The sequence below is a fragment of the Methylobacterium sp. C33D genome (genome assembly GCF_053345825.1).
Genome location: NZ_JBKFAV010000085.1, coordinates 1 through 3639 on the forward strand (window position 1 = coordinate 1; position 3639 = coordinate 3639).

The 3639-nt window shown below is 57.9% G+C and carries 1 protein-coding gene and 3 pseudogenes; 3 read left to right on the plus strand and 1 reads right to left on the minus strand.

The features are described 5' to 3' along the window. Both ACLBXO_RS31345 and ACLBXO_RS31350 read left to right on the plus strand, forming a co-directional pair. Positions 1-814, plus strand: a pseudogene (locus tag ACLBXO_RS31345) (glycosyltransferase); the annotation flags it as partial. Between the two features lie 319 nt (positions 815-1133). After that, positions 1134-2816, plus strand: a complete 1683-nt coding sequence (locus ACLBXO_RS31350; protein WP_447687863.1) for a glycosyltransferase family 4 protein — start codon at positions 1134-1136, stop codon at positions 2814-2816. 6 nt (positions 2817-2822) lie between these two features. Here ACLBXO_RS31350 and ACLBXO_RS31355 read toward each other — a convergent pair. Next, positions 2823-2972, minus strand: a pseudogene (locus tag ACLBXO_RS31355) (transposase); the annotation flags it as partial. Between the two features lie 157 nt (positions 2973-3129). On the opposite strand from ACLBXO_RS31355, the pseudogene ACLBXO_RS31360 reads away from it, so the two are divergent. Beyond that, positions 3130-3466, plus strand: a pseudogene (locus tag ACLBXO_RS31360) (IS630 transposase-related protein); the annotation flags it as partial. Positions 3467-3639: the final 173 nt, after the last annotated feature.

The following is a 3639-nucleotide window of genomic DNA, read 5'->3' on the forward strand; positions in this document are numbered from 1 at the left end:
CCGGTCGTGCCTGGCGGTGGACGCGGACGGGTTCGAGGAGCCGGATCCGGGCGAGCGGCGGGCGGCGTTCGGGGCGTTCCTGGCGGGCGCCGCGCGGGTGTTCGCGCCGTCCTCCGACACGGCGGCCAGGATCCGCGCGGTCTACCCGGACCTCGCCGTCACGGTGCGGCCGCACGTCGAGCCGGATCGGTCGGTGCGCGCGACCGCCCTGCAGCGGCCCGGCCGCGTCCGCCGTGTCGCCGTGCTCGGCGCGATCAGTCTCCCCGAGGGCGGACTGCTGCTGCAGGCGCTCGCCACCGACGCGCGCAAGCGGGACCTGCCGCTGCACTTCGCGATCGTGGGCTACTCGGACCCGGCCCTGACGGGCGACCTTGAGGGCGCTGGCGTCACCGAGACGGGGCGGTACTCGACCGACGATCCGACCCTGGACCGGGTCGCTCAAGCGGCCCTCCAGATCGCCGATACCGACCGCCACTGGGAGGACGATGAGACCCTCGATCTCGTCACCCAGATCGCGACCGATCTGGTGCTGCTGCCGTCGATCTGGTCCGAGACCTACGCGTACGCGCTAACCCTGGCTTTGCGCACCGGCCTGCCGGTGGCGGCCTTCGACCTCGGCGCGCCAGCCGAGCGGCTGCGCGGCACGCCGAACGGCCACCTGCTGTCCTACGCGCTGGCCAGCGACCCAACCGCCTGCAATGACCGGCTGTTGGCCATCGACATCTCTGCCAGCAGGCGGCTCCACGCACCGATCCAGGCCGCCAAATACCGCGACCTGATATGCGACTACTATGGCCTCATAAGCAACAGATAACCCGATACCCTGATCATAGTCGCCGTGCGAATGACACCACAGAGCAACGCTAAACTGACCTACAGCATCACAATCTAAATCGAGAAATTTTTGACACATGAAGTGGCTAATCGATTGCCGAATCTGCCCCATACGCAGCGGGTTGATTAAACATGGCAATTAACAATCATCGGCCACACACTACTAATAACTTAGAAATTCGCTTCACCATTAACCGATCAGCCCAAGATGCTGCACTTTCATCACAGAATACTAATTTCGATCTGCTTCCGAGCGCGACCATCGCTCGTGAGACCGCGCCTCACAAGCGAGTCTTCACATGAACTTTGAACGCAGAAAAGTCCTTGAACGACTAAACCAAATTGGATCAGCACTCCGGGCTACATTTCTAGATATTCGCCGCTCTAATGCAAAACGAAATCGGATAAATATCGCCATTGATGGCGGCGCATTCCAACAGGGAATGGCCGCAGGAATATACAACGTCGCCGTTGGTCTTATCAACTCGATAACAGAACGGAGGCCTGATGTTAATTTTACCTTAATCACTGATCCACAATTAGGAGGATGCAACGAAGAACTTCTTAGCGGCCTCTCGATACGGCCTGAGTTCCTAGAATTACCTTTAGAGACGTCAGAGAGCAAAGAATTTTCTAGATACTACTCAGAAGACCCCGCCATCATGTTCGAGTCCGACGGCGTTTTACACATTCCGATTAGGCGAGAAAACGAATATATCTATCGCGGGCCAAGTCCGCTACAAACGTTCCACATCATAAGCCGCGCAGACCGGCCAAAATACACGGGCGCCGGCGCTGATACAAGAAAGCTCGGCGTGTCGCTAGCTCGCATCGAAATTCGAAGCAGCAGTACCCACGCATCATTGTCCCTTGACGACAGCCGCTTGGCCAGCGGCTTCTATCCACCTGAAGGGTCGTGGCGATGGATGGACGGCCGAGCCGCGCTGCCAGTCACTCTCTTCTCCTCAGACGAAGTCGAGGTTTTGATCGAAGTAGCCGGGACTACTAGATACAGGATTAGAGAGGTAGTCTTAAAATCGACCGATCCGCATTCGGTGCATCCAGTTGGGGCCGATATCACGACAGAGATGGAGGAGTTCGAAAGCATTCTACTCAGTCGGGGTATTAATTTTTACCTGATAAACCACTTTTTACCATTGTGTCTCAATAAAATCCACACCCTCGCGATTAACTATGACGCGATTCCGGCGCTTTTCCCAGAATATTTTACAGTCGACGCGATTGATAACTTCGCAATGAATATAAACGCCTTCAAACACGCATCACACGTCTTTAGCATTTCAGAAACAAGCCGCAAAGATTTGCTTCGGATAACTGGCAAGAGACCGAACGACGTGACGTCCGTGCTGATAGACATTGATCCCAGCTTCGAACGCGCCAACGCAACAGAGGTGTCGAGAGTGCGCCTTGAGAACGCCCTAAGTTCGGCACCATATATTATCTGTGTCGGGACACTGGAGCCCAGAAAAAATCATAAACGTTTAATTGAAGCGTATAGCTCCATAGTCCAAACCGGAATTTGTCGCTGCAAATTGATCGTTGTGGGTAAACAGGGCTGGGGAGTCGATTACCTTAGAGAGTTGGTTGCTGCCCACAACCTTTCGGAACACGTCTACTTTCTCGACAACATCTCAAATTCCGACTTGCGGGCCCTCTATTCCGGAGCTCTGTTTTCAATATATCCGAGTTTGTATGAAGGCTTTGGCTTGCCCATACTAGAAGCGATGGCATGCGGCTGTCCCGTCGTAACTTCAAACGTGTCGAGCATGCCTGAAGTTGCGGGAGACGCCGCATATTATATCGATCCAGAAAGCATTGAATCGATAAGAAGCGCCATTCACGAGATGCTCAACGATGCCGACCTGCGAAATGCGCTCGCGCTGAAGGGGCTTTCTCGACGCAGCGCGTTCAGCTGGAATTCAACCGCGGCGCGTGTTCTAGACGTACTTGATCGTTTTTAAGCACGAAATGTCGGCCCAGGGCGCGCCCGTGCGCAGCCGCCAGAAGATCCCGTTCAGCACCCGCCGATCATCCACGCGCTCCTTGCCGCGCACGTCCGTCGGCAACAGCGGTTCGATCACCGCCCACTCCGCATCCGTTAGGTCAAACCGCGCCATCCAAGTCCCTCCTGCTCAGAGGGCTAACAGCGCCGCACCTCACCCGTGCCAGCCGTTATGGGTTCGCGACCTAGAGCATTTTCGGTTTGGGTTGAGTCGCGGGTTTGGGGTTCACGGGGAGCTGATTCACTCGGCTTGTCGATAGCGGGAGTGATGCATGGGCCGCCCCTATAGCCTGGACCTGCGCGAGCGTGTTGTAGACGCCGCAGCCGCGACCTCACGCCGTCAGGCCGCCGCCCGCTTCGGGGTCGGCAAGGCGACCGCGATCCGCTGGATGGGCGGCCCTCGCCACGACGGGCACTGTGGCCGCCCGCCCGCAGGGACGGGCGCGCCGCTCGAAGCTCGACCCGCATGAAGGATTCCTGCGCGGCCTGATCGACGAGAACGACGACGTCACCCTGGAGGAGATGCGGGCTCGCCTCTTGGCCGAGCACGGTCTCACGGTCGGGATCGGCACACTGTGGAGTTTCCTCGACGCGCGCGACCTGACGTACTGGAGTGCACCCTGTTTGACCGGACAGGCAGCGGGGCGGGTTTAGGGTAAGCGATGTTCCGACCCCATCTTCTGTGGGGCAACCTGACCGGGCAGTTTGACGATCCGAACGAGAGGATCGTTTTGTGTCTCGACTTGACCGTAGACTTGAGCCGGAGGGGGCGGTCCGGCGTT

Bases quoted from the DNA above. Each gene is read 5' to 3' on its own strand.
- ACLBXO_RS31350 (WP_447687863.1), top strand. From the start codon at position 1,134: ATGAACTTTGAACGCAGAAAAGTCCTTGAACGACTAAACCAAATTGGA.